Origin of the sequence: Actinoplanes sp. URMC 104, from assembly GCF_051386375.1 — a bacterium.
Lineage (GTDB): Bacteria > Actinomycetota > Actinomycetes > Mycobacteriales > Micromonosporaceae > Actinoplanes.
The window spans coordinates 456,160-478,177 of sequence record NZ_JBPQTO010000011.1; the positions used below are offsets into that span (position 1 = coordinate 456,160).

Below are 22,018 nucleotides of genomic sequence, written 5' to 3' on the forward strand. Positions count from 1 at the left end.
GGGTGGCGCCGTCGTCTGTCCTGATGTGGAAGTGACCGAGCTGGACGAGGAGCAGCTGCTGCGGCGCGTCGCCCGGGCCGACCGGGCCGCGTTCGACGAGCTGTACCGGCGCACGTCGCCGTGGCTGGCCGTGCGGCTGCGGCGCCGCTGTTCCGACGACGGAATGGTGGCCGAGGTCCTGCAGGACACGTACCTCGCGGTGTGGCGGGCGGCGGGCTCGTTCGCCGGGGCGCACGGCGGCGGCAGCGGCGCGGGCTGGCTGTGGACCATCGCCGCGCACCGGCTCGTCGACGCGATGCGCCGCCGGGCCCGGCATCCCGAGGTGCCGGCCGAGGAGCTTCCCGTACGCGCGGCGCCGGCCGCCGAGGACGAGGCGCTCGCGGGCTCGATCGGCGACGACGTCGGCGCCGCGCTCTCGCGCCTGGCGCCGGAGCTGCGCGAGGTGCTGCACGCGATGGTCCTCGACGGGCTGACCGTTCGCGAGACCTCGATCCTGCTCGGGCTGCCCGAGGGAACCGTCAAGAGCCGGGCCCGGCGCGCCCGGACCGTGCTGCGGGAGGCGCTGTCGTGACCGACCACATCCCGGCCGCCTCGCTGGCCGCCTACACCGCCGGGGACCCGCACCAGGACCCGGCCGCCGTCTGGGCGATCGAGGTCCACCTGGAGGGCTGCGCCGGCTGCCGCGGGCTGCTCGCCGCCCAGGCCGCGCCTCCGCTGCGGGCGCTGCTCGACGACGTGCAGGTGCGCCTCGACAAGGGAGTTCGCTCCGGGCCTGCGCCGGTCCGGCGACGTGCCTGGCGCCGCCGGGCGCACCGCTGGGCGGTGTGGTCGGTGATCCCGTGGACCGTCACGGTGCTCGGCGCCGTGCTCGCGGCCTTCCTGCTCGACCGGGAGTTCCCCGAGCGGCCGTCGCTGGTGCTGCTGCTGGCGCCGGTGGCGCCGCTCGCGGGCCTGGCGATCAGCTGGTCCCGGCGCGCCGACCCGGCGTGGGAGATCACCTCGGGGACCGCGCGCGCCGGCCTGGAACTGCTGCTGCGCCGCACGGTCGTGGTCCTCGCGACGGTGCTGCCGCCGCTGGCCGTGGCGGGCTGGCGGCTGGGCATGTCGCCGGCGCTGTGGCTGTTGCCCAGCCTCGCCTTCACCGCGGCGACGCTGCTGCTCGGCGGCCTCGTCGGCGTGAGCCGGGCGGCGGCGGTCCTGGCCGGCGGCTGGCTGCTGGCGGTCGCCCTGCCCGCGATCGCCACCTCGAACCCCCCGGCGGTCATCGCGCCGTCGACCATGCCGGTCTGGGCGGTCGCCGCCCTGACCGGCGCCGTTCTGGCCGGCCTGCGCGCCGGCGACCACCGCTTCGGCTGAGGAGACGACATTGGTACGGATGGTCAGCGCCACCGAGCTCGGACCCACGACGTACGCCTGGCCGGTCGAGGCCGCCGGGCTGCGGGTCAGGGCCGGGCGGCACCTCGCCGTGGACGGCCTCGACCTCGAGCTCGGCACCGGCGTGCACGGGCTGCTCGGACCCAACGGCGCCGGCAAGACCACGCTCATGCGGGCGCTGTCGACGGTGCACCGGCCCTCCGGCGGCCGGCTGCGGCTGCTCGGCGCCGACGTGACCGACGGGCGCACGCTGCGCCCGCTGCGCCGGCGGCTCGGCTACCTGCCGCAGCACTTCGGCTTCTACCCCCGCTTCACCGTGCGCGAGTACGTCGAGTACATGGCCTGGCTGCGCGAGATGCCCAAGGCCGCGATCCCGGACGCCGTGCAGCGCGCGGTCGACCGGGTCGGGCTCACCGGCCGGGCCGACGCGCGGCTCAGGACGCTCTCCGGCGGCATGCTGCGCCGCGCCGGCATCGCGCAGGCCATCGTCAACGACCCCGGCCTGCTGCTGCTCGACGAGCCGACCGTCGGGCTCGACCCCGAGCAGCGCGTCGAGTTCCGGACGCTGCTGCGCGAGCTGGGCGCGGACAGCTGCGTGGTGGTCTCCACCCACCTGGTCGAGGACGTGGTGGCGGCCTGCAGCGACGTCGTGCTGCTCGACCAGGGCAGGCTCGTCTGGCAGGGGCTGCCCGCCGACCTCACCCGGCTCGGCGAGCAGGGCGGCACCGGCGACAGCGCGGCCGAGCGCGGCTACACCACGCTGCTCGCGGGCCACCGGAGCGCGTCGTGAGCCGGATCTTCGCCATCGAGCTGCGCCGCTCCAACGCGCTCACGCTCGCCGCCCTGCTCGTCGTGGCCTCCGCCGCGCTGTTCGCGCTCAGCGGCAACCTCCGCTGGTCGGAGTGGCTGATGTTCGCGTACGTGCACGCGTCGTCGCTGTTCCTGCTGCTCCCGCTCGCGCTGGCCGGCGGCGCCGTGCTCGGCCGCCGCGAGCGCCGCACCCGCGCCGACGAGCTGGTCGCCGGCACCGCGCGGCCCCGCCTGCAGCGGGTCCTGCCCGGGATGCTGGCGCTGGCAGCGGCGGCCGGCGTGGCGTACCTGCTCGTCTTCGCCGCCGGCGCGGTCCTGTTGCTGACGACCGGCTCCTACGCGAGCGCGGTGACCGTGCTGTGGCCGCTGAGCGGGATGCTGGTGCTGGCCGGCGGCGCCTGGCTCGGGGTGGCCGCGGGCCGGGCCTGGTCGTCGCTGGTCGTGCCGCCGCTGGTCGCGGTCCTCGGACTGCTGCTGCAGCTGGGCTTCTCCGAGTCCGGCCCGCCCGGCGAGCCGTCGCCGCTGGAGAACCTGTCGATGCTGGCGCAACCCCCGTCGTACGACTGGGAGGCGATCAACGGCCGGGCGGTCACCGGGTACGCGGTGCTCGGCGTGGGGCTGCTCCTCGCCGGGTTGCTGCTCGCCGCGGGCCGCTCCTGGGTGCCCCGCGTGGCCGCGGCCGTCGTGCTGGGCGCGGCCGGCACCGTCGCCGCGATCGTGCCCGGCACGGCGATGGCCGACCGGTACCATGTGGACACCGCCGCCCAGCGTCTCGTCTGCGACGGGCCGGTCTGCGTGACCCAGGCCCACGCGTACGCCCTGGGGGACGCGGCGCCGCAGGTGCGCGAGGCCCTGGCGCTGCTGGGCAAGCTGCCCGGGGCGCCCACCCGGGCCGTCGAGTGGCGCGCGGACGAGGTCTACCAGCCCGGCGAGTCCGACTGGGACGGCACGGGCACCACCCGCCCGGAGCCCGGCACGGTGAACTTCGACCTCGGCCTGGACGGCGGCGGGTCGCTCGTGGAGAGCATCGTCGCCGGCGCGGGCACCACCTGGAACGGGTGCCGCGGCGGGGGCCGGGATCTGGTGGCCATGCACGCGGCCGGCGCCTGGCTGCTGGGCAAGGACGAGCTGACCGGCGTCGACGACGGCCTGCGGTACTACCCGGAGATGCGGCAGGACGTCCGGGACACCGTACGCGAACTCCGCGCGCTGCCCGCCCAGGAGCAGCTGCGGCGGGTGACGGCCCTGCGCGACGCGTCGCTGGCCTGCCGGGAGGACCTGCTGCCGCTGCTCACGGGGGCCCGGTCGTGACGCGCTGGCTGGGTTTCTACTGCCGCTCCCGGCGCCTGCCCGCGGCGCTGCTGCTGTCGGTTGCGGCGTCCGCGCTCAGCTGGGCCGGATGGTCGGTGTTCAGCGACAGCCGCGAGGTCAACGGCAACCTGGCGATGCTGACCGTGCTGCTGGCGCTGGCGCCGCTGATCCCGACGCTGTCCGGCGACGACGACTCGCTGGAGTCCACGGCGGCGCTGCCGTGGCCGCCGCGGCGCGCGGTGCACCTGCTGGTGCTCGTCGTGGTGGTCAGCGTCCCGCTGGTCGCGAGCCGCGCCACCGGCGCCTCGTTCGGCCCGGCGCAGGTGCTGATCCGCGACGCGGCCGGCCTGGCCGGCGTGATCGGGCTGGGCGCGGCGCTGGCCGGCGCCCGGATGGCGTGGCAGGTGCCGATCTGCTGGACCGTCGCCCAGCTGATGTTCACCCGCTCCGAGCCCGGCTGGGCCCAGGCCGTGTTCTGGCTGACGCAGCCGGCCGGGAGCAGGGTCGCCGCCGCCACGGCGGCCGGGCTGTTCGGGGCGGGCGTGCTCACCTACGCCTGGCGGGCAGGCCCTCGACGGGCGCCCGCCGAGGCGATCCTGGGTCAGTAGCCGGCGGGGGCCGGGATCACCCGGCCCCCTCCGCGTCAGGCCACGGCGGCGAAGCCACCGGTCCAGGAGAGCTTCTCGCGGGCCGCGAGGGTCATCTGCAGGAACGCCAGCGACTCGAGCTCGCGGGCCCGCTTGAGCGAGCCGGCGTCGACCGCGCGCAGGCCCGCCGCCTCGACGACCCCGGCCACGGCGGCCTTCGCGTCCGCGTCGTCGCCCGCGATGAGCACCGCGGTGGTCTCGGCCCCGACCGAGCCGGTGGCCAGCGTGCCGGCGAAGTTGGTGTTGAACGCCTTCACGACCTTGGACTGCGGCAGCGCCTCGGCCAGCTCGGCCGCGGCCGACCCGTCAGCGGGAACGGTCAGGTCGTCGAAGGTGGCGAAGTCGACCGGGTTGGTGATGTCGACGACCACCTTGCCGGCGAGCTGGGCGCCGCGGGTCGCCACGATGTCGGCGAGCGCGGCGTGCGGCACCGCGAGGATCACGAGGTCGCCGGTGACGGGCTGGTCGGCGGTCGAGGTGTTCAGCTGCTGGACGGTGTTGCCGCCCTTCGCGACCAGGCCGCCGATCGCCTGACCCATGTTCCCCGTGCCGATGATGCTGATGGTCGCCATGACTAGCTCCTCACTCGGTTGTTGCTACAACCATTTCATGAGCATCGTTGTTGTAGCAACAACTAATCTCGTGGAATACTTGTGACCGTGGACACGCGATGGCTCGACAAGAAGGAACAGGCGACCTGGGTGCGCCTGGCCGCCGTGCTGGAGCTCCTGCCCGCCGCCCTCGACTCCCAGCTGCGGCGCGACTCGCAGCTCACACACTTCGACTACTTCGTGCTGGCCATGCTGTCCGAGGCCCCCGGCCGCACCCTGCGCCTGACCGCGCTGGCCGACAACACGACCGCCACCCTGGCGCGCCTGTCCCACGTCGTGCAGCGCCTCGAGGCACGCGGCCTGCTCGAGCGCTTCCCCTGCCCCGAGGACAAGCGCGCCACCAACGCGCGGCTCACCGAGGCCGGCTGGGACAAGGTCGTCCAGGCCGCCCCCGGCCACGTCACCACCGTCCGCGAGACCGTGATCGACGCCCTCACCCCCGAGCAGGTGACCCAGCTGTCCGCCATAGCCGACGCCATCCTGCACCGCCTCGACCCCGAACGCGCCAAGTCCGCGGTCTACGAGCGCTACGACTGACCCGGGCCTCCGGCGGCGGCTACTGGCGCTGGGCGTAACGGGCCGGGGGTGCCCCGATCAACGCGGTGAAGTCGCGGGTCAGGTGCGCCTGGTCGCTGTAGCCCAGCTCGCCGGCCAGCCGCCCCAGGTCCAGCTCGCCCCCGGCGGTCAGCCGCTCGGCCGCCTCGTGCAGCCGGTAACGGCGGATCAGCCACTTCGGTCCCACCCCGACGTGCACCCGGAACAGCCGCTGCAGCCGTCGCAGGCCGGTGCCGGTGGCCGCGGCGAGCTGGTCGGCGCGCACGATCGCCGGGTCGGCCTCGGCCCGGTCCACCGCGACGGCCACGAGCTCGGCGTCCGCGTCCCGCACGGGGCGGAAGGAGCGCAGAAAGGCCTCGATCTCGCGCACGGCCGCCGCGTCGTCCGCAGCGGGGACCACCTCGGCCAGCGCCCGCCCGGCCTCGCCGTAGAAATCGTGGACTCCGACGAAGCGGCCGGTCAGCGTGGCGACCTCCGCCTGCGCGAACGGCCGGAAGCCGCCCGGGCGGAATCGCGTGCCGACCACCCGCCCGGCGCCGGTCAGCACCTCGCAGAACCGCCCGCGCGGCACCCCGGCCACCCGGCAGCGGCCGGCGGTGAACGTGATGTTGACCGACGGGAACGGCAGCACCCACTGCGTGAACGGCTCGCGCCCGGTCAGGTCCCAGCTGACCTGCCAGTGGTGCACGACGAAGGGGGCGAGGTCGGCGGACGGGGGCGTCTGGGCGTACCGGAAGTGATCCGCCGCGGCGAGCGCGTCGAGGATCCCGGGCATGACGCCAGCGTACTGTCGCCTTTCTTCAAGACCGCGCCCGCAGCTTCGCCTAGCGTCGCCCGCATGTCCTTCACCGACGACCTCGCGGCGCTGGTCCGCGACACCCCGCCCGCGCTCGCCACCGCGCCCACGCCGTGCCACGACTGGGACGTCGCCGCGCTGATCGGCCATCTGCACCAGGTCGGCGCGGCTCTGGATCTGGCGATGAGCGGCGCCCCGGTGCCCGCCGGGCACTGGGGCGAACCGTTCCCGGGGTACGACCTGAGTGCGCTCAGCTGGGCCGGCCCGCCCGCGACGGTGGACATGGGCGGCATGGTCATGCCCGGGCGGACCGTGGCCGACATGCTGGTCGCCGACCTCGTCCTGCACGGCTGGGACCTCGCCCGCGCCACCGGTCGCGCGCTGCCCGTCCCTGCGGAGCTTGCCGGCACCACGCTGACGTTCCTCACCGCCTTTCAGGAGCAGGGCCGCCGGATGGGGCTGTTCGGGCCGCCGGTCGAGGTCCCCGCCGGCGCGGGCGACCTCGACCGCGCGCTCGGTCTGAGCGGACGCGATCCGGCGTGGAGCGCGTGCGACACGCCGCCGGGGCAGCCGGAGTAGTCGCTGTCCTCGCTGAGGGTGGCGTCCGTTTTTCGCTGGCTGCCGAAAGGTCGGCGATGTGAGATGGCGGTATGACTTCTGATCGCGTGCCGAGGACAGCCGTCGCTGCCGCCTCGGTCACGGTCGTGTTCTGGGCCTCGGCGTTCGTCGGGATCCGGGCCGCGGCCCCGCACTTCTCCCCCGGCTCCCTGGCGCTGGGCCGGCTGCTGTCCGGCTCGGCGGTGCTGCTGGTGTTTCTGGCCGTACGCCGTCAGGGGCTCCCGCCCCGGGCGGCGTGGCCGGGGATCGCGGTGTCGGGGGTGCTCTGGTTCGGGCTCTACATGGTGGCGCTCAACTGGGGCGAGGAGCTGGTCGACGCGGGCACCGCCGCGATGGTCGTCAACGTCGGCCCGGCGCTGATGGCGCTGCTCGCCGGGTGGCTGCTGCACGAGGGGTTCCCGCCGCGGCTGCTGGCCGGCATCGCGGTGTCGTTCGCGGGCGCGGTCGTGGTGGGGCTGTCCATGTCCGGCGGCGGGCGGTCCTCCGTGCTGGGCGTGGTGCTGTGCCTGGTCGCCGCCGTCACGTACGCCTCGGGGGTCGTCGCCCAGAAGCCCGCGCTGAAGCACGCGTCCGCGCTGCAGGCCACCACGTTCGGCTGCCTGATCGGCGCGGTCGCGTGCCTGCCGTTCGCCGGGCAGCTGGTCCGCGACCTCGCCGACGCGCCGATCAGCGCCACGCTCAACGTCGTCTACCTGGGCGTCTTCCCCACGGCCGTGGCGTTCACGACCTGGGCGTACGCCCTGGCGCGCACGACCGCGGGGAAGATGGGCTCCACGACGTACGCGGTCCCGGTGGTCGTCATCGGCCTGTCCTGGCTGATCCTCGACGAGGTTCCGGGCCTGCTCGCCGTCGGCGGCGGGGCGCTGTGCCTCGCCGGCGTGGCGGTGTCGCGGAGCCGGCCGCGCCGGCGGCCGGCTCCGCAGCCCGTCATGCGGTCGCACCAGTGACAGTGCTCCCGGACTTCGTGACGGTGTAGCTCAGCTTGGCGCCGCTCCAGAAGTGCAGGGTGAGCGTCACCTTGGCGCCGTCGGTGACCTCGGCGAAGAACTCCGGAGTCAGCGTCACGGTGTTCGCGGTGTAGTTCGGCAGGAAGGTGTACGCGAACTCCTTGAACGACGTCCAGTTCTGCGGGCCGGCGTTGCTGCCGTCGGCGTACTTGGCCTCCATGGTGGCGAGCCGGTCGCCGCGGAAGGTCACCGGGATGGCGAACGCCGCCGTGGTCCCGCTCGCGGCCGCCGCGACCGGGGTGTCGTACGAGATGAGGTTGATCCGCCACGGCACGCCCGCGCTGAACACGACCGACAGCTTCGCGTTCACTCCGTACTCGCGGTTGCCGGCCAGCCTGGTCAGCAGCGCCGCCTTGAGCGTGAGCTGGTCGCCGCTGATCGTGTAGTCGGTGCCGCGGACCAGGTCGGCGTTGCCGGAGCGCAGCGCCGAGAACGTCGTGCCGTTCAGGTTGAGCGTGACGGTCCGGTCGGTGATCGCGGCGGACTTCGCGAGGAACACCTGGTCGGTCGAGGCGGTGCCCGAGCGCGTCGTCCAGCTGGACTTGATCTGGGCGTACAGCTCCGGGTCCTTCCAGGTCAGCGCCGTACGGTCGAAGTGCTGGCCGTTGTCCCAGAGCATCGTGGTGATGTTCTTCTGCCGGGCGTACCAGCCGAGGAACTCGAAGAACTTGAGCTTCTCGCCCTGCTCCACCGCGTCGAGCGAGCGGTCGAAGCCGAGCAGCCCGAACTCGCCGATGATCACCGGGATGCCCTTGGCGGTGAACGCGGCGGCCGAGCGGTCGAGGTAGCCGGTGAGGTCGGCCTGGGTGGTCGCGTCGAACGTGGTGGTGCCCGCGATGTTCACGCTGAACGGCCAGTAGCCGTAGTAGTGCACGGTCGCGGCGATGTTCTTGTCGTTCAGCGCGGCGATCGTGCCGGCCAGTGCGTCCAGGTGGGCCTGGTCGGCGGAGGTGTGCAGCGTCGGCAGCACCAGCAGCCGGGTGGCGTTGCCGCCGCCGGAGCCGCGCACGATCTTGTGGAACGACCTGTTGAGCGCGTCCAGGTACGCCTCGCTCTGCGCCTCGTCGGTGAACTGCGGCTCGTTGACGCTCTCGAAGACCAGCTTGCTGGAGTGGTCGCGGAACGCCGCGGCGATCTGCGTCCAGGTGGCGTCGTAGCGGGCCTGCGCGCCGGGCATCGCGTTGAGCCACTGCCAGGAGTCGTGGTGCACGTTGATCATCACGTAGAGGCCGTCGGCCAGCGCCCAGTCGACGACTTCCTTGACGCGGGCCAGATAGGCGGGCTCGATCGTGTACGCCGGGGCGCCGCCCTGGTGCTGGCCCCAGGTGACCGGGATGCGGATGCTCTTGAAGCCCTGCGCCTTGACGCCCTCGAGCAGCGCCTCGGTGACCCGCGGGTTGCCCCACGAGGTCTCGTCGGCGCCGGTCGCGTCGAGCGAGTTGCCGAGGTTCCAGCCCGGCTGCATGGCGGCGACCGTCTCGGCGGCGTCGCCGGCCGGCGGCGGCGCGGTGGTCGTGGTGGGAGTCGGGGTCGCGCTGCCGGTCGAGGCCGAGCCGGTGCAGGTCACGCCGTTGAGCGAGAAGCTCGTGGGGATCGGGTTGCTGCCGGTCCAGCTGCCGTTGAAGCCGAACGACGCGGTGGCGCCGGTCGCCAGCGAGCCGTTGTAGCTCGCGTTGGTGGCCGTCACGGTGGCGCCCTCGGCCGTGACCGAGGCGTTCCAGGCCTGCGTGACCTTCTGGCCCGCCGCCGGGAACGTCCACGCGAGACGCCAGCCGTCGACGGCGTCACCGAGGTTCGTGACGGCGACGTTCGCGGTGAAGCCGCCGCTCCACTGGCCGCCGACGGTGTAGACGACCTTGCAGCCGGCCGCGGCGGCGCCGGCGGAGGTAGCGGTCCAGACGCCGAGCAGGGTCAGCAGGGCGACGACGCCCGCGACGGCCGCGTGCAGCCGTCGCCTTCCGGAGGAATGAGCCATGAGTCCGCCTTCGAAACGCGCGCGTGACAGGAGGAGCGGACGGTATCGAAGCGGTTCGATGAGCGTCAATGGGCGCGCCCGCATTTTGGGAGCGCTCCCAATTCTGTCTTACCAAGCTTGCGCCGCAGCGGCGGGCGCTCCTACCATGCCGCGCTTCCGTTAGTCGAGGAGCCAGCCGCCCAGCGACTGGGGTGCGGGGGTCAACGAGACCACCAGCGTCGCCAGGGTCGCGGCGGTGGTGACGAGCAGCGCGACGGTCAGGCGACGGTTTCCGCGCGCGCCGCCGATCAGGAAGAACATGATCGAGCAGAACAGGCCGAGGCCGGTCAGGACCGGGCCGAGCTGCAGGATCGTGCCGGCCGCGAACGCCCCTGCCCAACCGGGGTCGACGCTGCCGTACTCCGGCACCTGCCAGCGGCCGGTGACCTCCTCGGCGCGCGCCAGCGCCAGCCAGCCGCAGAGCAGGTAGAGCGCCACGTAGCCGCCCTGGGCGGCCACCAGCGTCCACCCCGGCGCGGAGCCGGAGGCCGGGATGTTGCGGCGGGTCGCCGTCGTCGTCATCGGGGCAGCATAGCGGGATTCACGCCGGTCCGACCGGCTCCCGCAGGCGGCTGCCTGCCCAGGGCGTTGAGGGCCTTCTCGGTGCGCCCGACGAGCTGCGGGCCGAACGGGATGGTGGTCACGTCGTCCTCCGTACTGTTAGTCGCACTAACGCTGCACGCTAGAACGTTAGTGCCACTAACACAAGTGCTAGGGTCGGCGCGTGAAGGATGGCGCCGAGCGGCTGCGGACCCTGCGGACGCGGCTGCTGTCGCTGGCCGCGATGCACTCCGACCGCCGCGTGAACGAGGAGCTCGCGGCCGTCGGGGCGCGCAAGTGGCACTACGCCGTGCTGGCCACGCTCGACGAGTTCGGCCCGGCCAGCCAGGCCCGGCTCAGCGACCGCACCCGCATCTACCGCAGCGACCTGGTCGCGGTCCTGAACGAGCTCGCCGCCTCCGGCGAGATCGAGCGCTCCCCCGACCCCGCCGACGCCCGCCGCAACCTCGTCACGCTCACCGCCGCGGGCCGCCGCCGGCTACGCAGCCTCGGCAAGCTGCTGGCCCGGGTGGAGGACGAGGTGCTCGCGCCGCTCACCCCGGCGCAGCGCGACGAGCTCACCCGCCTGCTGACCCTGCTGGTCACCCACCACGGATCGGAGCGTCACCCATGACCGCACAGCTGGAGCGGATGATCGCGGCGCAGGCCGGGGTCATCGGCGGCCTCGCCGATCCGGCGCCGACCGCGGACGCCGCCGGGCGCCTCGCCGGGGCGCGGCGCATCTGGCTGATCGGCACCGGCACCAGCCTGCACGCGGCCGAGCTCGGCGCGGCGGCGATGACGGACGCGGGCCACGACGCCCGGTGGATCGCCGCCAACGCGTTCGAGCGGGACCTGCTGCGCGACGGCGACGCGGCGGTCGTCATCACCCACACCGGACGGACGGCGTACGCCCGGCGCAGCCGCACCCTGCTTCTCGAGGCCGGCGTGCCGTTCGTGTCGGTGACCGGGCCCGACGTGGACTGGCCGGAGGCGGTGCGCACGCCGCTCGCCGAGGCCTCGGAGACCTACACGGTCAGCTACACCGCCGCGCTGGTCGTGCTCGCCCAGCTGGCCCACCACCTCGGGGCCCCGCACGGCGGGCCGGAGGCGATCCGCGAGGTCGCCGCCGCGCTGGACGACAGGAGCGACGACGTGCCTGTGCTGGCCCGCGCGATGGCGATCGCCGGGCCGGGGCTGTGGTCGGTCACCGCACGCGAGGGCGCCCTGAAGATCCGCGAGGGCGCCCGCATCCTGTGCGAGGGCTTCGACCCGGACCGCCTGCTGCACGGCGGCGCCGTCCCCTACACCGCGGCCGACACGCTGCTGGTGCTCCAGCCCGACGAGCTCACCGAGGGCCTGCGCCACGCGGCCCGGCTGGAACGGATGCCGGTGGCCACGATGACCACGTCGGTGCGGACCGGCTCCGCGCTGCTCGACCAGATCCCGATGACCGTACGGCTGCAGCGGCTGGCGCTGCGGTTCGCCCGGCTGCGCGGCCAGGACGCCGACGTCGCGATCACCGGCGCCTGGGCCGATCCGGAGCTGTGGCCCTCCTGACGCCGCCTCAGGAGGGCTGGTAGCCGGCGGCCTGGATGCGGAACAGCCCGGCGTAGCGGCCGTCCGCGGCCATCAGGTCGGCGTGGCTGCCCCGCTCGACCAGGACGCCCTCGTGCAGGACGAAGATCTGGTCGGCGTGGATGACGTTGGCCAGGCGGTGCGTGATCAGGATCGTCGTCCGGTGTCCCTGCCGGCCGCGGATCGCCTGGAACAGCGCGTCCTCGGCGCGCGGGTCGAGGGCCGACGACGGCTCGTCCATGATGAGCAGGTCGGCGTCGCGGTAGAAGCCCCGGGCCGCGGTGATCCGCTGCCACTGGCCGCCGGAGAGGTCGTGGCCCTCCTTGAACGTCCGGTCGAGCAGCGTCCGGTAACCGTGCGGCAGAGCGAGGATCGTTTCGTGCGCGGCGGCCTTGCGCGCGGCGGCCTCGATGGTCTCCTGGGTGGCGTCGACGGCGAGGTCGCCCATGGCGATGTTCGTGGCCGCGGTGTACGGCCACTTGTGGTGCTCCTGCAGCACGACGGCGATGCGCGACTGCAGCGCCGCCCGGTCCCAGTCCGGCAGCGGGCGGCCGTTCCACTCGATCGTGCCCGCGGTGGGCGAGCGCAGCGCGGCGATCATCGCGGCGAGCGTGGACTTGCCGGAGCCGTTCTCCCCCACGAACGCGACCGTCTGACCGGCCTCGATGCTGATCGTCACGTCGTCGACGGCGAGCGTGTCGCGGTCGGGATAGCGCAGGCTCACGTCGCGGATGTCCAGGCGCCGCAACGGCTCCGGGCGCGGGCGGCCGGCCGTCTCGTCGGCGGGCATGTACTGCCGGGCGCGGTCGAGGAAACCCACGTACTCCTTGAAGAACTGGCCGTCGGTGAACATGTGGTCGAGCTGGATGGTGACCACCGCGAGCGACCGCTGCGCCGCCTGCACCGCCACGACGCAGGTCACCGCCGCGGACAGCGGGATGTGCCCGCCGGCGAGCAGCGCGCCGAGCAGCACCCACACGCCGCCGAGGCCGATGCCGCCGATGACCGCGCCGAGGCTCATCGTCGTCGTGACGCGCCGGGCCAGCGTGAGCTCCTCGGCGGTCTGCGCGCCCATCACCATGTCGTACTGGCCGAGCAGGAAACGGCGCAGGCCGTACGAGCGCAGCTCCGGCGCCGACGCGCGATCGGCCATCTGCCGTTCCAGCACCATGAGGCGGCGCCGCCGGACGGACCCGGCCAGGAAGCTCGCGTACCGCAGGTGGCCGGCGCGCAGGGCCGCGTACCCGTTGGGCAGCGTCGCCACGACCAGCGCGAGCAGCAGCAGGGGGTTGATGAGCACGACCGCGACGGCCACGGCGATCAGCCCCACAACGCCGGCCAGCAGGTTGGTGGTGTCGTCGACGAGCCCGTTGGCCGCGTCGCTGCCGCGGCTGGCGCGCTCCATGTCGTCGGAGAACGCGTCGGCGTCGAAGGCGTCCAGCCGTACGGCGGTGGTCGCCTCGAACAGCCGGCGCTCGGCGGCCTGGTTGACGCGCGGGGTCAGCCCGTTCTGCGCGTAGCCGATCGCGATGCCCAGCCCGCCACGGGCGGCCGTGACCGCGGCGAGCACGGCCAGCGCGGGCAGCGCCGCCCGTACGCGGTCGGGGGTCGGACCGGCGCTGAACAGCGCGACCAGCATCCGTTGCGTCGACAGCAGCCCGAACGTGGCCATCGACCCCGCCGCGAGCGTCGCCAGCGCCACGAGCGTCGTCCGGGCCCGGTCCGCCCGCCACGCGATGGCTGCCGCCTGCCCCACGAACTGCGGCAACTCCGCGAAGACGCCGAACACCCCGGTCTCGGCCCGCCGCCGTACGCCGTGCTCCCACCACGCGTTCCGCAGCTCCGGCAGGACAGTTTCCTCAGCGACGCTCACAGGCACCTCACTCGACCGGTTACCTCCACATAAGCGGCTTCCGGCCGTTCTGTCGCCACCGGCGCGGCAAGTCGGCACATCGCGCCGTTACAACCGTGAATCATTCGCGAGCTAAAGTTTCAGCTCCGTCTCTCCGTGAAGGCCTCATGCACCACGATCCGATCGAGCGCGCCCGTGGCGCCGCTCTCCAGATGCTCGAAACCTCCCGCCGCCGCACGGGCCGCCGCGGCCGCCCGCGGCCCGGGCCGCCCGTCACCGGGCTCGGCCTGACCGGGGACGTCCTCATGGTCGCCCGGCTGGCCGGGCGCCGCTCCACCGGCTCGGTGCCGGCCGGCCTCGCGGTCGTGCGCCGCCTGGCCAGCGACGAGGCCGGCACGTTCGCCGACGTCGTGGGCCGCGCGTTCGGGGTGCCGCCCGAGGCGGTGGCCCGCGTCTACACCGCCGAGGCGCTGGCCAACCCGCTGATCGGGGCGTACGTGGCGGAGACGCACAGCGGCCTGCCGGTGGCCGCGGGCGCGGGCATCCTCTGCGACGGCCACCTGGGCATCGCCAACGTCGGCACGGTCGACGGCTTCCGCACCGAGGGCTACGCCCGCGTCCTGACCGAGACCGTCCTGCGCCGCGGCGAGACGGCGGGGGCCCACACCGCCTACCTGCACGCGAGCGAGGACACCGTGGCCTTCTTCGAGAGGCTGGGTTTCGTCGCCCGTCCCGGCTGGACGCTGCTGCGCGCCTCCTGACCCGCCGGCCTATCCCAGGCGAACAAGCCCGGCCTGCGTCGGCCGGAAGCCACACCCGTCGAGATAGAAGCGCTGCAGATGCGGCTCGAAGTCGACGTGCAGCCACGCGCATCCGGCGGCGCGGGCCTCGTCTGCCGCGGCCCGGACGAGACGGGTGCCCACGCCGCGGCGCCGGCGGTCGGGGTCGACCGCGGTGTCGAGCAGGAAGGCGTGGCTGCCGCCGTCCCAGCAGACCTGGACGAACCCGACGAGGTCGCCGCCGTCGAAGGCGCCGATCCAGGTGAGCGCGTGCCTTTCCAGCCGCTGCGCCCACGGCCGGACCTCGGCGGGGTCCGCGCCGAACGCCCGAGCGTGCAACGCGCTGAGTCGCTGGTCGTCGACGGGGAAACGGGACACGAGCCGGATCGTCACCCGGCCACGCTAGTCCGCCGGTCCGCGCGGCACAGCCCTGTCAGGCGAGCGGCAGCGTGGTGGCGATGGGCCACGCCACCACCAGGGAGCCGGTCAGGGCGGTCAGCCACGGCGGGGCGGCGCGGGCGCGCAGCACCGCGGCGAGCCCGGCCTGGAGGAGCATCAGCAGGGCCAGCAGCGGGACGACGAGCAGCACGAAGCCGGACGCGAGGCCGAGCAGCGACGCGGCGGTGAGCCCGACGACCGCGATCGCGGAGACGAGCAGGGTGCCGCCGGCGAGCCGGTCGGCGGCGTAGGCCAGCACGGCGAACCCGGCCCACACTACGAGCAGCAGCCACCAGCGCGGCCCGGCCGGAACGGCGTGGGTGAAGCCGAGGTGCAGCGGGACGGCGATCACGAGGGCCGCATACGCGATCAGGAGCGGGGCGGCGACCAGCGCGCGGCGGCCCCCGAGGGGCGAGGTCAAGGTCCTGCGGTACGCGAGGATCGCGGCACCCGTCACGGCGGCGTAGCCGGCCACGTGCCCGCCGATCTCGAGCGGTAGCCGTACGGTCGGCAGGATCGGCGCCACCAGAACCGCCAGGAGGGCCGCGCCCACCGCCACCGCCGCGGCCCTGCCGAACGACGCGGCTCTTGCAGACGCCGACGGCTCAGGTGCAGGCCGGGTCGGCGCGGCCTCTTCGGACGCCGACGGGTCGGGCGCCAGCAGAGCGGGCGCGTCGTCACCCGCGGCTGCGGGTGAGCCGGGCAGCGGCCGGGCGGGGCGGCGGCTCTCGCGGGAGCCGAGCAGCAGCCGGGTCAGCGGCGCGAAACCGAGGAGCAGGCCGGCCAGCAGGACGGCCGAGGCTGCGAGCCGCCGGGTCGGGGACGGCAGGGCGTGGGCGCGGGGGCGGGCGAAGCTGTCGTCGAGCCAGTCGGCGGTCAGGCGGTGCGTCCGGCCGGCGTACAGGATGGAGATGTGCTCGACGCCGGGGATCACCGCGTGGTGCGGCGAGCGGTCGGCTGCCTCGCGGAAGCTGCGGAACTCGAGGGCGCCGACGAGCGCCAGCAAGCGTTCCGGGGATCCGGCCGACGCGTCGGGCAGCGAGATCGCCACCGTGGCCGTGACGGCGGGGTGCGCGGCGGCGTACTCGGTGACCGCCCCGGCGCCCATCGAGTGACCGACCAGCGCGATGCGGTCCGGGTCGACGCTCGGCAGCCCGCGCAGGTGCCGCACCGCCACGTCGAGGTCGTGCGTCAGGTCGCGCGGCGACCGGGTGTTCGCGCCGTGACCGTCGAGGTCCGCGAGCACCACCGGGTAGCCGCGCGCCGCCAGCGTGTCGCCGAAGGGGGCCATCAGCCGGGCCGACCCGGCGTAGCCGTGCGCGACCACGACGCCCGGGCCGCGCTGCGCGCCCGCAGGCGTCACCACGTCGAGCGGCACCCCGTCGACGACGACGTGCTGCCACCGAGCATCTCCGTCGGCCATCCCCAGCAGCACGCCGCCCGCGACGACGGCCGTCACGGCGACCAGCACCGCGATCCATTCCCGGGCGAGAGCCACGCCTGACCGTACCCGGCGGCGTAAATCGGATGCGGCGCCGGCACGTCGGTGGGTACGGTCGCTGCCATGTTCACCGGCGTCGCTTTCATGCGGATGCGCTCCGGCCGCTGACGGCGGCTCGAGCACCTGGCTCCTGCACCGCCGTCCTGGCGTCATCGCCGGGCGGTGCACCCCGCGCTGCCCGGCTCCCGGACGAGCCGGAAAGCAGACCTGTGAACATTCTCGAAAAGACCTCCGCCCACGTACGGGCCGAGGGCGTCCGTGTCATCCGCGGCGACCGCGTCGTGCTCGACGGCGTCGACGTCACCGTCTCCACCCGCTCGCGCCTGGCGGTCGTCGGCCGCAACGGCAGCGGCAAGACCACGCTCCTGCACGTTCTCGCCGGCCTCGGCGAACCCGACCACGGCTCGGTGCACCGCTCCGGAACGATCGGCGTGGCGGAGCAGGCGCTGCCGGTCGGCGACGGCGACACCGTCGGCACGCTGGTGGCGCACGCCATCCGCCCCGCGCAACTGGCGCTGGCGGCGCTCGACGCCGCGCTCGAGACGGTCGGGAGCGACCCCGGGGCGTACGCGTCGGCCCTGGAGGAAGCGACGCGGCTGGACGCCTGGGACGCCGAGCGGCGCGTGGACGTGGCCCTCGAGGCGCTCGGCGCGTGCACCGACCGGGAGCGGCGCCTCGCCACGCTGTCGGTCGGGCAGCGGTATCGCGTACGGCTGGCCTGTGTGCTCGGGGCGCGCCACGACCTGCTGATGCTGGACGAGCCCACCAACCACCTCGACGCCGGCGGGCTGGCGTTCCTCACCGGGCGGCTGCGCGAGCACCCCGGCGGCGTGCTCGTCGTGACCCACGACCGCGCCCTGCTGCGCGACGTGGCCGACGAGTTCCTCGACCTCGACCCCACCCCGGACGGCCGGCCCCGCCGGTACGCGGGCGGCTACGACGGCTGGCAGCAGGCCCGGGCCCGCGAGCGGGAGCGCTGGCAGCAGGAGTACGACGCGCAGGTGGCCGAGCACGCCCGGCTGGCCGGCGCGGTCGACGAGGCTCGCGGGCGGCTCAGCACCGGCTGGCGCCCCGACAAGGGCACCGGACGGCACAAGCGGCAGAGCCGCGCGCCCGGCGTGGTGCAGGCGCTGCACCGCCGGCAGGAGGCCCTGGCCGCCCACCGGATCACCCTGCCGGCGCCGCCGAGGCCACTGCGGTGGCCACCGGCGGGCACGCGGCCCGGCGTGCCGTTGCTGGACGCGGACGGCCTCACCGTCGCCGGCCGGCTGCGGTCACCGGTCGCGGTGCGGCTCGCCGGCGGTGACCGGCTGCTGGTGACCGGTCCCAACGGCGCCGGGAAGTCGACGTTGCTGGCCGTGCTGGCGGGCGCGGCGACGCCGACGACCGGTGGGGTGCGGCGGCTGTCCGGAGCACGGATCGGCCACCTGCCGCAGGAGGTGACGTCGGCGGCCGCGCGCATGTCGCCCGGGGAGCACCGGCAGCGGCTGCTGGAGGAGGTCCTCGCCGGGCTCCCCGACGTGCTGCTGCTCGACGAGCCCACGAACCACCTGTCCGCGACGCTGGTCGACGAGCTCACCGCCGCGCTGCGCACCGCCGCCGCCGCGGTCGTCGTCGCCACCCACGACCGCCGGATGCTCGCCGATCTGGGCGGCTGGCCGGCGCTGCGGATGTGATCTGTCCGGCACGAGGCAACCCCGGCTAACCGTACGCATCGTCATGTCGATCGGAAGGGATGGCATGACGATGCGTACACACCGATGGGCCGCGGCGGTCCTGGCGGCCGGTCTGCTGGCCGGCTGCGGCACCGCCGTCGCCGCACGCCCGCACCACCCCGGCCCGTCGTCGGCGGCCGCCACGCCGTCCCCGTCGGTGTCGCGCCCGGCGAAGCCGGTGAAGATCGCCTACCCGCGGCACGGGAGCGGGCGCTGGATCACCGCCGGGGCCGGGACGGAGACCGTCGGCGCCCGGGGCCGCCTGATGCGCTACCGGGTCGTGGTGGAACGCGGCATCACCGGCGTCTCACCCGCGGGCTTCGCCGCGGCGGCGCAGGCGGTCCTGGCGGACCCGCGCGGCTGGACGGGCGGCGGCCGGTGGCGGTTCCGCCGGGTCGGACCGGGGCAGGCGTACGACTTCACGCTCTACCTGGCCACGCCGGGCACCCGCGACGAGCTGTGCGACGACGTCCCGGACGGCTACACGTCGTGCCGCAACGGCGCCAAGGTGGTGCTCAACGTCGCCCGCTGGGCGGCCGGCGTGCCGTACTACCGGGATCTCCGCGCGTACCGCGCCTACATGGTCAACCACGAGGTGGGGCACCGGCTCGGGCACGGCCACGAGCAGTGCCCCGCCAAGGGCGACCCGGCGCCGGTCATGCTCCAGCAGACGCTCGGCCTGCACGGCTGCACCCCGAACCCGTGGCCTTACCCGGACTGGACGCCCAGCGCGTTGAACAGGTTGAGCCAGATCTCGCTGCGGGTCGGGAACGACGGCACGGCGTGCCGCAGCCGCGTCACCGGCACCTCGCCCACGATCGCGATGGTGGCGGCCTGCAGGAAGTCGGCCACCTGCGTGCCGGTGATCGTGGCGCCGACCAGCACGCCGCGGTCCTCGTCGACCAGGAACCGGCTGGTGCCGACGACCCCGCCCGAGTACGAACCGCCCGCGTTGCCGTCGGTCGGCACGTCGACCACGCGCACCCGCAGCCCGGCCGCCTGCGCGCTCGCGGTGGTGTGACCCACGGCAGCGACCTGCGGCGCCGTGAAGATGACCCGCGGCGCGCCGGGCCCGTCGGCGAGGTGGTCGGTGGCGATCGGCTTGCCGAGGATCTCCGCCGCCGCGACCCCGGCCTGGTACTTCGCCATGTGCGTGTAGAGCGCGCGCCCGTTGACGTCGCCGATCGCGTACAGCCAGTCCTGCCCCGGCACCCGCATGTGCCGGTCGACGCCGACGTACCCCTGCGGCTCGAGCCCGACGGTCTCCAGCCCCAGGTCGGCCGTCTGCGGCGTACGCCCGGTCGCGACCAGGACCTCGTCGGCCGTCACGGTGCTGCCGTCCGCCAGCGTCACCGTCACCCCGGACGCGTCTCGGCGCACGGACTTCGGGCGCTGCCCCTTGCGGATCTCCACGCCCTGCTCGGCGAGCGACGCGGCGACCTGCTCCCCCGCGAAGTCCTCCTCGCGCGGCAGCACCCCGCGGCCGACCACCATCGTGACCCGCGCGCCCAGGGACACGTACGCCTGGCTCATCTCGGAGCCGACCACGCCGCCGCCGATGACCACGAGCGACGCCGGGACGTCCTTGGCGGTGGTGGCCTCGCGGTTGGTCCACGGGTTCGCCTCGGCCAGCCCCTCGACGTCCGGCAGCGCCGCCCGGGTGCCGCCCGCCAGGATCACCGCGCGGCGCGCCTCGAGGATCTCGTCGCCCACCGCGACCCGCTTCTGACCCGCCAGCCGCCCCCAGCCGCGCACCAGCGTGACGCCCCGGTCGGTCAGCCACGGCACCTGCGAGCTGTCGTCCTCGTTGTTGATGAGCTCGTCGCGCCGCCGCAGCACCGCCGCCACGTCGAGCTCGCCCGTCACCGCCTCCGCGACCCCCGGCACGTGCCGCGCCTCGTCGAGCAGCTCGCCCGGGCGCAGCAACGCCTTCGACGGGATGCACGCATAGAACGAGCACTCCCCGCCGACATGGTCGCCCTCCACGATCGCCACGCTGAGCCCCGCCTCGGCGAGCTTGCCGGCCGCGACCTCACCGCCGGGCCCGGCACCCACCACCACCACGTCGAAAGTCTGCATGCCCCCAATGATCGACCCAACGGCGCGCCGGAGACACCCATACATGTCGCCGATCACGTGCGGCGTCGCTGCGCGGGGAGGCGAACCGGCGTCAGCGGATGAAGAAGAGCAGCCGTGCGGGGAGGCGGCCCGGCGTCAGCGGACCAGGAAGAGCAGCCGGGCGGCGTCGCGGCAGCGGGGGGAAAGGCGGGCGGCGATCAGGGTGGCGCGCCGGCTGCGGAACGTGACCGCGCAGCGGCCGCCCGCGGCCCGGCGGTGGGGATGGCGGGCGGGCCAGGCGTGGTTACGGAGCTGCACGGCGCCATTGGACCCCTCGGAGGGTCGGCCGCGACGGCGGATCCCAGTGACTGGAATGAGTACCGTGGCAGGCATGACTGTGCTGACGATCCGCAAGGTCGGCGACCCGGTGCTGCGCCAGGTCGCGGAGCCCGTGACCGTGTTCGACGCCGAACTGCACCGGCTGGTCGACGACCTGAACCAGACGCTCGCCGAGTCGCGCGGCGCCGGGCTGGCGGCCCCGCAGATCGGGGTGGGGCTGCGGGTCTTCGCGATCAACCCCGACCTGCCGGGCAACGACCTGCGGCTCGACCACCTGATCAACCCGGGGCTCGACTTCCCCGACGACGAGGAGCAGAACGGCCCCGAGGGCTGCCTGTCGATCCCGGGCATCTACCTCGACACCAAGCGGCGCATGAACGTCGTCGCCAAGGGGCTGACCAAGCACGGCGACCCGGTGCAGATCGTCGGCGCCGGTCTGCTGGCCCGCTGCATCCAGCACGAGACCGACCACCTCGACGGCGTGCTGTTCATCGACCGGCAGGACCAGGCGGGTCAGGAGCGCATCCTGGCCACCCTGCGCGAGGCGTCGTGGGCCGACGCCCGGGTTCAGGTCAGCCCGCACTGAACCGCTCGGGAAAGCACTTGCCTACCGGGAAAGTGAGCGTCATACTTTCCTGGTAGGCAAGTACATGCCCGAGGGGGAAGCCATGGACGCTCCGCGCATATCACCCATCGACGCCGAGCTGGCGCTCGCCGAGGTGCGAGCCCGCCGGGAACAGGTGATCGTCGCGAACCTGGTGCCCGGCTGGTTCTGGCCGTCGGTCGGCGCGCTCATGCTGCTGTTCGTGGCGGCCGTCGAGAGCGGCCGCCCGTGGCTGGTGGCGACCGGCACCGTCCTCTACGTCTCCGGGCTGGCCGCGCTGATCCTGGCGATCGTGCGCCGGTCCCGGGTGCAGGTGCGCAACGACCTGCTGGGCGTCCGGGGCGGGCTGGCCATCGCGGCCTTCGCCCTCGCGCTGGTCGCGGTCGGGCTCGGCCTCGGTTTCACCCTCGACGCCCTCGGCGTCCCCGCGCCGGGCACGATCGCGTGCGTGCCGGTCGCCGTGGGCATGGCCGTCGGCGGTCCCGCGCTCATGGCGCACCTGCGCCGGGTCATGCTCTCGCGCCCGCCGGCCGGCCCGCGGTGAGCGCCGAGCCCCGCTTCGACGAGCTGATCCACTCGCCCACGCGCCTGTCGCTCGTGAGCCTGCTGGCGGCCACCGAGTGGGCCGAGTTCAAGTACCTGCGCGACGAGGCCGGCCTCTCCGACTCGGCCCTGTCGAAGCAGCTGACCACCCTCGAGGAGGCCGGCTACGTCGACATCCGCAAGTCGTTCGTCGGCAAGCGCGCCCGCACCTCGGTGCGGCTGAGCCCGCTCGGCCGGCAGGCTTTCGCGAGCCACGTCGCCGCCCTGCAGGAGATCGTCGTGCGTTCGGGCCTGGCCGTCCTCCCCTCCGACGCCACGACCGGCTGAG

Annotated in this window: 24 protein-coding genes and 1 pseudogene; 16 read left to right on the forward strand and 9 right to left on the reverse strand. The window is 74.4% G+C overall.

Going from position 1 to position 22,018, the window contains the following annotated elements:
* The first annotated feature begins 31 nt into the window (after nt 1-31).
* Genes ACSNN8_RS27890 through ACSNN8_RS27910 form a run of 5 tightly spaced genes read left to right on the forward strand, consistent with a single transcriptional unit; the run spans nt 32 to nt 4,103 of the window.
* Nucleotides 32-571 carry an RNA polymerase sigma factor gene (locus tag ACSNN8_RS27890; RefSeq protein WP_436652628.1) on the forward strand — a complete coding sequence of 180 codons (540 nt, stop codon included), beginning with the start codon at nt 32-34 and terminating at the stop codon, nt 569-571.
* The gene (locus tag ACSNN8_RS27895; protein WP_436652630.1) at nt 568-1,356 is read left to right on the forward strand and encodes a zf-HC2 domain-containing protein; all 789 of its coding nucleotides are present in this window, start codon (nt 568-570) and stop codon (nt 1,354-1,356) included. Before ACSNN8_RS27890 ends, ACSNN8_RS27895 begins: the two co-directional genes overlap by 4 nt.
* Nucleotides 1,357-1,375: 19 nt before the next feature.
* A complete protein-coding gene (locus tag ACSNN8_RS27900; protein ID WP_436652631.1) occupies nt 1,376-2,164 on the forward strand; it encodes an ATP-binding cassette domain-containing protein in 789 nt (262 codons plus the stop codon).
* On the forward strand, nt 2,161-3,495 hold the full coding sequence (locus ACSNN8_RS27905; protein WP_436652633.1) for a hypothetical protein: 1,335 nt from the start codon (nt 2,161-2,163) through the stop codon (nt 3,493-3,495). Before ACSNN8_RS27900 ends, ACSNN8_RS27905 begins: the two co-directional genes overlap by 4 nt.
* A complete protein-coding gene (locus ACSNN8_RS27910; RefSeq protein WP_436652634.1) occupies nt 3,492-4,103 on the forward strand; it encodes a hypothetical protein in 612 nt (203 codons plus the stop codon). The genes ACSNN8_RS27905 and ACSNN8_RS27910 overlap by 4 nt, the downstream gene beginning before the upstream one ends.
* Before the next feature lie 35 nt (nt 4,104-4,138).
* On the opposite strand, the gene ACSNN8_RS27915 is transcribed toward ACSNN8_RS27910, so the two are convergent.
* The gene (locus tag ACSNN8_RS27915) at nt 4,139-4,714 is read right to left on the reverse strand and encodes an NADPH-dependent F420 reductase (RefSeq protein ID WP_436652635.1); all 576 of its coding nucleotides are present in this window, start codon (nt 4,712-4,714) and stop codon (nt 4,139-4,141) included.
* 87 nt (nt 4,715-4,801) lie between these two features.
* Between ACSNN8_RS27915 and ACSNN8_RS27920 the strand changes: the two genes are divergently transcribed.
* Nucleotides 4,802-5,290, forward strand: coding sequence for a MarR family winged helix-turn-helix transcriptional regulator (locus ACSNN8_RS27920; RefSeq protein ID WP_436652636.1), 489 nt, complete (start codon nt 4,802-4,804; stop codon nt 5,288-5,290).
* 19 nt (nt 5,291-5,309) lie between these two features.
* On the opposite strand, the gene ACSNN8_RS27925 is transcribed toward ACSNN8_RS27920, so the two are convergent.
* The gene (locus tag ACSNN8_RS27925; protein WP_436652638.1) at nt 5,310-6,083 is read right to left on the reverse strand and encodes an AraC family transcriptional regulator; all 774 of its coding nucleotides are present in this window, start codon (nt 6,081-6,083) and stop codon (nt 5,310-5,312) included.
* A gap of 63 nt (nt 6,084-6,146) precedes the next feature.
* On the opposite strand from ACSNN8_RS27925, the gene ACSNN8_RS27930 reads away from it, so the two are divergent.
* Nucleotides 6,147-6,683 carry a TIGR03086 family metal-binding protein gene (locus tag ACSNN8_RS27930; RefSeq protein WP_436652639.1) on the forward strand — a complete coding sequence of 179 codons (537 nt, stop codon included), beginning with the start codon at nt 6,147-6,149 and terminating at the stop codon, nt 6,681-6,683.
* Between the two features lie 71 nt (nt 6,684-6,754).
* Nucleotides 6,755-7,669, forward strand: a complete 915-nt coding sequence (locus ACSNN8_RS27935; RefSeq protein WP_436652641.1) for a DMT family transporter — start codon at nt 6,755-6,757, stop codon at nt 7,667-7,669.
* On the opposite strand, the gene ACSNN8_RS27940 is transcribed toward ACSNN8_RS27935, so the two are convergent.
* On the reverse strand, nt 7,650-9,704 hold the full coding sequence (locus ACSNN8_RS27940) for a cellulase family glycosylhydrolase (protein ID WP_436652643.1): 2,055 nt from the start codon (nt 9,702-9,704) through the stop codon (nt 7,650-7,652). The genes ACSNN8_RS27935 and ACSNN8_RS27940 overlap by 20 nt on opposite strands.
* Nucleotides 9,705-9,863: 159 nt before the next feature.
* A complete protein-coding gene (locus ACSNN8_RS27945; protein ID WP_436652645.1) occupies nt 9,864-10,265 on the reverse strand; it encodes a hypothetical protein in 402 nt (133 codons plus the stop codon).
* Nucleotides 10,266-10,467: 202 nt separating this feature from the next.
* Here ACSNN8_RS27945 and ACSNN8_RS27950 point away from each other — a divergent pair, with 202 nt between their 5' ends.
* Together ACSNN8_RS27950 and ACSNN8_RS27955 are read left to right on the forward strand one after the other, a co-directional pair.
* Nucleotides 10,468-10,917, forward strand: coding sequence for a MarR family winged helix-turn-helix transcriptional regulator (locus ACSNN8_RS27950; protein WP_436652646.1), 450 nt, complete (start codon nt 10,468-10,470; stop codon nt 10,915-10,917).
* The gene (locus ACSNN8_RS27955) at nt 10,914-11,843 is read left to right on the forward strand and encodes an SIS domain-containing protein (protein WP_436652647.1); all 930 of its coding nucleotides are present in this window, start codon (nt 10,914-10,916) and stop codon (nt 11,841-11,843) included. Before ACSNN8_RS27950 ends, ACSNN8_RS27955 begins: the two co-directional genes overlap by 4 nt.
* A 7-nt stretch (nt 11,844-11,850) precedes the next feature.
* Here the strand turns inward: ACSNN8_RS27955 and ACSNN8_RS27960 are convergent, their stop codons facing one another.
* Complete coding sequence (locus ACSNN8_RS27960) at nt 11,851-13,734, reverse strand: ABC transporter ATP-binding protein (protein ID WP_436652649.1); 1,884 nt, start codon at nt 13,732-13,734, stop codon at nt 11,851-11,853.
* Nucleotides 13,735-13,880: 146 nt separating this feature from the next.
* Between ACSNN8_RS27960 and ACSNN8_RS27965 the strand changes: the two genes are divergently transcribed.
* Entirely contained in the window at nt 13,881-14,474 is a 594-nt protein-coding gene (locus ACSNN8_RS27965; protein ID WP_436652651.1) for a GNAT family N-acetyltransferase, read from the forward strand.
* Between the two features lie 9 nt (nt 14,475-14,483).
* Here the strand turns inward: ACSNN8_RS27965 and ACSNN8_RS27970 are convergent, their stop codons facing one another.
* Both ACSNN8_RS27970 and ACSNN8_RS27975 read right to left on the reverse strand, forming a co-directional pair.
* Complete coding sequence (locus ACSNN8_RS27970; RefSeq protein ID WP_436652652.1) at nt 14,484-14,885, reverse strand: GNAT family N-acetyltransferase; 402 nt, start codon at nt 14,883-14,885, stop codon at nt 14,484-14,486.
* Nucleotides 14,886-14,925: 40 nt separating this feature from the next.
* Nucleotides 14,926-16,428, reverse strand: a complete 1,503-nt coding sequence (locus ACSNN8_RS27975; RefSeq protein WP_436652654.1) for an alpha/beta fold hydrolase — start codon at nt 16,426-16,428, stop codon at nt 14,926-14,928.
* A 212-nt stretch (nt 16,429-16,640) separates the two neighbouring features.
* Between ACSNN8_RS27975 and ACSNN8_RS27980 the strand changes: the two genes are divergently transcribed.
* Together ACSNN8_RS27980 and ACSNN8_RS27985 are read left to right on the forward strand one after the other, a co-directional pair.
* The gene (locus ACSNN8_RS27980; RefSeq protein ID WP_436652656.1) at nt 16,641-18,107 is read left to right on the forward strand and encodes an ATP-binding cassette domain-containing protein; all 1,467 of its coding nucleotides are present in this window, start codon (nt 16,641-16,643) and stop codon (nt 18,105-18,107) included.
* A 70-nt stretch (nt 18,108-18,177) separates the two neighbouring features.
* Nucleotides 18,178-18,771: pseudogene (locus ACSNN8_RS27985) on the forward strand (DUF3152 domain-containing protein); the annotation flags it as partial.
* 83 nt (nt 18,772-18,854) lie between these two features.
* Here the strand turns inward: ACSNN8_RS27985 and ACSNN8_RS27990 are convergent.
* Together ACSNN8_RS27990 and ACSNN8_RS27995 are read right to left on the reverse strand one after the other, a co-directional pair.
* On the reverse strand, nt 18,855-20,225 hold the full coding sequence (locus tag ACSNN8_RS27990; RefSeq protein WP_436652657.1) for a dihydrolipoyl dehydrogenase family protein: 1,371 nt from the start codon (nt 20,223-20,225) through the stop codon (nt 18,855-18,857).
* Between the two features lie 135 nt (nt 20,226-20,360).
* Entirely contained in the window at nt 20,361-20,522 is a 162-nt protein-coding gene (locus tag ACSNN8_RS27995) for a hypothetical protein (protein WP_436652659.1), read from the reverse strand.
* Nucleotides 20,523-20,595: 73 nt separating this feature from the next.
* On the opposite strand from ACSNN8_RS27995, the gene def reads away from it, so the two are divergent.
* From def to ACSNN8_RS28010, 3 genes are all read left to right on the forward strand, one after another.
* The gene (gene def / locus ACSNN8_RS28000) at nt 20,596-21,129 is read left to right on the forward strand and encodes a peptide deformylase (protein WP_436652660.1); all 534 of its coding nucleotides are present in this window, start codon (nt 20,596-20,598) and stop codon (nt 21,127-21,129) included.
* Nucleotides 21,130-21,211: 82 nt separating this feature from the next.
* Nucleotides 21,212-21,691 carry a hypothetical protein gene (locus tag ACSNN8_RS28005; protein WP_436652661.1) on the forward strand — a complete coding sequence of 160 codons (480 nt, stop codon included), beginning with the start codon at nt 21,212-21,214 and terminating at the stop codon, nt 21,689-21,691.
* Nucleotides 21,688-22,017: a winged helix-turn-helix domain-containing protein gene (locus ACSNN8_RS28010; protein WP_436652663.1), complete on the forward strand. Its 330-nt coding sequence runs from the start codon at nt 21,688-21,690 to the stop codon at nt 22,015-22,017. The genes ACSNN8_RS28005 and ACSNN8_RS28010 overlap by 4 nt, the downstream gene beginning before the upstream one ends.
* Nucleotide 22,018: the final 1 nt, after the last annotated feature.